This is a genomic window from uncultured Gimesia sp., assembly GCF_963972345.1.
Taxonomy (GTDB): Bacteria; Planctomycetota; Planctomycetia; order Planctomycetales; family Planctomycetaceae; genus Gimesia.
Window position 1 is genome coordinate 1 of sequence record NZ_CAXAVM010000295.1, and the last position, 5,965, is coordinate 5,965.

At 51.6% G+C, this 5,965-nt stretch carries 6 protein-coding genes; 2 read left to right on the top strand and 4 right to left on the bottom strand.

Annotation, left to right across the window (positions count from 1 at the left end):
- A partial coding sequence (locus tag AACZ40_RS27825) for an MFS transporter (protein ID WP_339676815.1) occupies positions 1-662 on the top strand: 662 nt, incomplete at its 5' end.
- A gap of 2 nt (positions 663-664) precedes the next feature.
- Here the strand turns inward: AACZ40_RS27825 and AACZ40_RS27830 are convergent.
- A complete protein-coding gene (locus AACZ40_RS27830; protein WP_291180123.1) occupies positions 665-931 on the bottom strand; it encodes a hypothetical protein in 267 nt (88 codons plus the stop codon).
- A 628-nt stretch (positions 932-1,559) separates the two neighbouring features.
- Between AACZ40_RS27830 and AACZ40_RS27835 the strand changes: the two genes are divergently transcribed.
- Positions 1,560-2,603, top strand: coding sequence for a fatty acid desaturase (locus AACZ40_RS27835; protein ID WP_291180120.1), 1,044 nt, complete (start codon positions 1,560-1,562; stop codon positions 2,601-2,603).
- Positions 2,604-2,710: 107 nt separating this feature from the next.
- On the opposite strand, the gene gcvT is transcribed toward AACZ40_RS27835, so the two are convergent.
- The 3 genes from gcvT to sdhA all read right to left on the bottom strand — a co-directional run.
- A complete protein-coding gene (gene gcvT, locus AACZ40_RS27840; RefSeq protein ID WP_291180117.1) occupies positions 2,711-3,808 on the bottom strand; it encodes a glycine cleavage system aminomethyltransferase GcvT in 1,098 nt (365 codons plus the stop codon).
- A gap of 223 nt (positions 3,809-4,031) precedes the next feature.
- On the bottom strand, positions 4,032-4,793 hold the full coding sequence (locus AACZ40_RS27845) for a succinate dehydrogenase/fumarate reductase iron-sulfur subunit (protein ID WP_291180113.1): 762 nt from the start codon (positions 4,791-4,793) through the stop codon (positions 4,032-4,034).
- Positions 4,793-5,965: succinate dehydrogenase (quinone) flavoprotein subunit (gene sdhA, locus AACZ40_RS27850; RefSeq protein WP_339676819.1), on the bottom strand; the 1,173-nt coding region annotated here is incomplete at its 5' end. The genes AACZ40_RS27845 and sdhA, both read right to left, overlap by 1 nt.

Below are 5,965 nucleotides of genomic sequence, written 5' to 3' on the forward strand. Positions count from 1 at the left end.
ATCAGTTGCTGTTCCGTTACTGGCCAGGTCAGGTCGTGGTGGTGGCAATTATGATGGGGCTCAGCTTTACTGTCATCAGCGTCTTTTTGACGCGGTTTGTTTCTCAGAAAGACCTGGGCGGTATCGGCACCTTCTTCGCCGGTTACGCTGTTTCCGCCTTCATAATCCGCATTGTAACGCGACGCTGGGGTGAGACAGTGGGCCGCAACAAAATGATCACCCTGGGATTGATGGGACATGCCATCGGTCACACGATTCTGCCCTCCATCACACAGGAATGGCAGTTGATTGGTCCATCCATCCTGTGTGGTTTTGGACACGCACTCCTGTTTCCCGCGGTCGTTTCTCTGGGAACCGAATCATTTCCCTCTCATTACCGGGGAACAGGAACCACAATCGTACTGGGCTTTTTTGATGGGGGCGCAATTATTTTTGCTCCGATTCTGGGAAGCATCATCGACCGCTGGGGTTTTACTCCGATGTTTTATACTTCAGCTTTCGTGATGACGCTGACCGCCACTGTCTACACTTTGACGGCCAATCACAGCCTGAGTAAAGACATCGCGGTTCCGCAGCAGCAGGAGCTCAGTGTGTCGCTGGAAGAGACCCTCGAAAAAGGGGTTCCACAAGAGGTGGCAACTCAATGTACACAGCGCGGATGAATTTAACGAATCGCCCCGGATTCGAGATCTTGTACAACTTCAGCCAGCACTGCAGGATCTTCTGATTTGAGTACATGATCAATACGTGAGGCGGGAACGTTGAGGCGTTCCATCAGTTCGCGGGCTTTTTCCCAGAGTTTTGCTTTTTTCTTACCTTCCGTCAGAAACAGGTTGGTGCAGAGTTCTGACAGTCGCTGTTGATCGATGGATTCTCGATTGTCGTAGTAACGTTTGATCACATCTTTTTGATAATTGGAATATTCTGCCATCTGAAAATCTCGACTCCTCTGTGATCATATCCACTCAAAACGGGTTTAGCATGCCGGACAGGCAAATTACAACTGAGATATAGAAGACTTTTATCGGTTTGAAAGTTCCCGAGTCTGACTAAAATTTGAGCTCTGACGCAACAAATGGAAATGATTGATTTTATGCCTCGGACCCCTACAAAGGGAACAGAAAAATCACAAGGGAATCCATTTTTAGATTCCAGAGACGAGAATCTCTAAATTTGTGGCAATTTCGCACTCCCAAACCGATACATTTATCGTAAAATACCCAATACCGCCATGTGATTCATTTTACCCGAATTAAAAATAAGCGCAAACCGGTATTTAGACGATAAGACATCATACAGTATTCACAACAAATGGCCGAAAGTTCTGATTAGACTGTGTCCAGTTTTACTGTAGCGTCTCCCGTGTCATTTTGACCGAGCATCATAGATTGAGAGACGCTATTTTTAAATGTGATGCGCTCTAGTTGACTCACCAAAATTCTGGGAGTAACATTTTATGCGTTCTCAGCAGTATCTAATGTAACCCTTATCTGATACTCACAACTGTTTGATTCATCTATTAGAAAAAATGCTGATAGTTCATAAGTCCGGAGCGAAACGTGTCCGTCACACAATTTACTGAGCAGGAATTGAAGGATCTCGAAGAAAAAACGACGATTCCTCGTTTTTTATTCTTACCCCTGGGATTAATCGGCCTCTGGTGCCTGGCTGTCTACTGGCCGAGCCAGGCGATAGGCTGGCAGATCTTCTGGACCCTATTCACCTCCTACTGTCTGTTCTGCTGGACCAGTTGCTTTCACGAATGCTCTCACCACACCCTCTCCGGTTCCAAGAATGCCAGCATCTGGTTAGGCCGTGTGCTGGGGACAGCGATGTTTGTTCCCTACACCGTCTATCGTGAGAGCCATATTCGCCACCATGCCTATCTGAATAAACCCAGCGACTGGGAACTCTGGCCTTATTCAGACCCCAATACATCGCTGCGGTTCCGCAGAATCTTTATCTGGTTTGACCTCGGTATGGGCCTGTTTATGGCTCCCTACATCTATGGTCGCATCTTCTGGCATAAAGATTCGCCGCTCACGGACCCCAAAGTTCGTCAGACGATTCGCATTGAATATGTGGCCATGGTTCTCTTCTGGGGCTCCGTCCTGGGACTGTGTGCGTACTACGGTGTAGTCTGGGATCTGGTACGTGTCTGGTTCCTGCCCCATTATCTGGCAGGCATTTATCAGAATACACGCAAATTCACCGAGCATCTGGGCATGAGCAGCTATGACCCCATGCTGGGCACACGAACGGTAGTCGGTTCCAACCTGATTACGAAACTCTGCACCTACTTCAATTTCGATATCTTCGTACATGGCCCGCATCATCGCCATCCCCGGATTGCCCATAACCTGCTGCTGCAGAAGATGGACGACTACCAGGAAAAGAACCCTGACGTCAAATACCCCGTCTTCACAACATACTGGGGTGCGATCATCGACATGGCCCCTGCCTTCATCTTCAAGCCCGGTGTGGGCATGAATGCAGGAGCTCCACCGCCAGGCAAAGAGAAAAAGCAGATTGATAACTTCGTGCAGGATGTCGCCAAAGAAGTGATCGCCGACGATGACCTTGTCACGAAACCGGTCGATTAATCGGTAGCCGGGCAATCACAAAGCCCCTGGCATGCATTTGAACTGTTTTATCACGCTTTCACTGTGCGCGACAAAGTACCTGGCAGCCCCTCTTCACCTGCTATCGTTTAAGTGTCGCGTTGATAAAAGGGCAGCTCCGTCACTTTGACGGGGAATCGTTTGCCCCGTATATCGGCTTCCAGAATCTGCCCTGCATCGGCGAATCCGGATTCCACGTATGCCATTCCGATCGGCTGATCCAGAGTGGGTGAGAAAGACCCGGATGTCACCATTCCCACCTGCTGATCTCCAGAGAATAACAGCGACCCTTCACGGGCTGCCCGCTTCCCCTCGAGGGTAAAGCCCACGCGAACTTTTCGGTCATCGCGTGCTTTTGCAGCAACCAAAGCCTCTTTCCCGATGAAATCAGCCGCCTTCAGTTTCACTGCGAAATTCAGGCCTGCGGTAAAGGGATCGGTCGTTTCATCCAGTTCATGACCATACAGGGGCATTGCCGCTTCCAGTCGCAGCGTGTCTCGACATCCCAGGCCGGCTGGAATCAGTCCTGCTGACTGGCCATCGGCGATCAATCGCTTCCAGAGTGCTTCACCTTCTGACTGATCCAGGACAACTTCGAAGCCATCTTCTCCAGTATAACCCGTGCGACTGACCAGAGCATTGACTCCCAGCACCTGGGTTTCGATCCCGTAATAATATTTGATCTCGTTCAGCTCCGCATCCGCCAGGGGATTGAGAATGCCCAGAGATTGCGGTCCCTGTAAAGCCAGCATGAATTTATCACGGGTCTGGTCTTCAATCCGTACATCAAAGCCGGCCCGCTGCCCTTCGATCCAGTCCACAATTTTCAGACGGTTGGAAGCATTCACCACCAGCATGTAAAAATCAGAGAAGCGGTACACCAGTACGTCATCCAGAATCCCCCCTGATTCATTCGTAACCAGCGAATACCGGATCTGTCCCGGCTTGAGGGATTCCACACTGTTCGTCAGCAACCGATCCAGAAAGCGGCAGGCATCAGGTCCGGTGAAAAACAGCCGTCCCATGTGGGCAATATCAAACAGGCCTGCCGCATTGCGGACCGCCTGGTGCTCTGTGGTGATATTGGAATAGAGCAGAGGCATTTCCCAGCCCGCAAAATCAACCATACGGCCACCATGGTCGACATGCCACTGATGACAGGCAGTATATAACAAGGAATCAGACACAGATTTCTCTCTTCTCTAGGGGCTGTTGCTGACGGAATGGATCAAAAACGAGCGTGACCTGTCATCAATCTTGATGCTCATCTATTGTGGAAGTTCAGGGCGAATCTCGCAATTCACACACTCAGGGAATCTGAAAATTCCCCGACTCTTTCGATGTAAAAAAAGCGAGGTCCTCGCTGAAGCAGGCCTCGCTTTTCTGTAGCAGACTGGGATGAACCGCGTCTTATTCCTTAGAGCACAGTTTGGCCCGCATATATTCGCGATTCATGCGGGCAATATTCGATATCGAAATCTCAGCCGGGCAGGCGGCTGAACATTCTTCCGTGTTGGTGCAGTTGCCAAATCCTTCCAGATCCATTTGTGCCACCATATTCTGGACGCGACTGGACCGTTCCGGCTTGCCTTGAGGCAGTGTCGACAGATGCGAAACTTTGGCAGACACAAACAGCATCGCGGAGGCATTTTTACACGCAGCAACACAGGCACCACAGCCAATGCAGGCCGCTGCATCCATCGCAGTTTCCTGAACCGGCGCCGGCACTGGAATCGCATTCGCTTCGGGAGCGTTACCGGTACTGACCGAAATAAAGCCCCCCTTCTCGATGATGCGATCAAAGGCACTGCGGTCAACAACCAGGTCACGGATCACGGGAAACGCCTGTGCCCGCCAGGGCTCGACCACAATCGTATCACCGTTTTTAAACCGTCGCATATGCAACTGACAGGTAGTCGTTCCAGTATCGGGGCCGTGTGCCTGACCATTGATCATCAGGCTGCACATACCACAGATACCTTCGCGACAGTCATGGTCAAAGGCGATCATCTCATCGCCTTGAGCATGCAGTTGCTCATTCAGGACATCCAGCATTTCCAGGAAGGACATATGGGTCGAAATCCCGGTCAGCTTGTATTCCACATACTTACCCGCGACATCAGCGCCGGGCTGTCTCCACACTCTGAGCGTCAGATCCAGTGTCTCGCTCATTATTTATAACTCCTCGTAGCCAGAGGTACTTCAACAAATTCTAACTGCTCACGGTGTTCTACGGGCTCATTGCCCACTCCCGTGAATTCCCAGGCCGTGACATGACAGAAATTTTCATCGTCACGCATCGCCTCATTTTCAGGAGACTGGTGTTCTTCACGGAAATGACCGCCGCAGGATTCTTCCCGCACCAGTGCATCACGCACCATCAACTCACCAAACTCCAGGAAGTCGGCCAGACGGCCTGCATGTTCCAGATTCTGGTTTAACTGCTCGCCCTGGCCGATCACTTTGATGCTGGACCAGAACTCGTCTCGCAGGTCACGGATCTTGCCCATCGCCGTTTCCAGCCCCTGGCGTTCCCGGGACATTCCACAGTAATCCCAGAGAATGTGTCCCAGTTCGCGATGGATACTGTCGGACGAGCGGGTGCCCTGCACTCCCAGGATTTTTGCGTTCCGGTCCTGGGCATTCGCCATGGCTTCCGCAAACGCTTCATCATCCGTTGAGACCGAAGGCAGATTCTGTGAGCCCAGATAGTGTCCTGTGGTATAAGGGGCGACAAAATAGCCATCGGCCAGTCCCTGCATCAGAGCGGACGCTCCCAGGCGGTTCGCACCATGATCCGAAAAGTTGGCTTCCCCCAGTACAAACAGACCGGGGATGGTACTCTGCAGATGATAATCCACCCACAGGCCGCCCATCGTATAATGCACGGCGGGATAAATCCGCATCGGAACCTGATAGGGATCTTCGCCTGTGATCTTGTGATACATGTGAAACAGGTTGCCATACTTGGCTTCAATCGCGTGCCGACCATCGCGGGCAATCGCATCACGGAAATCCAGGAACACGGCCTGACCCGATGAACCGACACCGTAACCGGCATCACAGCGTTCTTTGGCAGCACGAGAGGCCACATCGCGGGGCACCAGGTTTCCAAACGCCGGGTAGCGGCGTTCTAGATAGTAATCCCGTTCGCTGTCCGGGATCTCGTTTCCGCGTCGATTGTCATCAGGAGACTGAGGCACCCAGACGCGGCCATCGTTTCTGAGGCTCTCACTCATCAAAGTCAGCTTGGACTGATAATCGCCGCTGACCGGAATACAGGTGGGATGGATCTGCGTGTAACAGGGATTCGCAAAGAAGGCCCCCCGTTTATGGCAGCGCCA

Excerpts from the sequence above, each read along its gene's own strand:
- AACZ40_RS27845 (WP_291180113.1), bottom strand. The coding sequence starts at position 4,793 with ATGAGCGAGACACTGGATCTGACGCTCAGAGTGTGGAGACAGCCCGGC.
- AACZ40_RS27830 (WP_291180123.1), bottom strand. The coding sequence starts at position 931 with ATGGCAGAATATTCCAATTATCAAAAAGATGTGATCAAACGTTACTAC.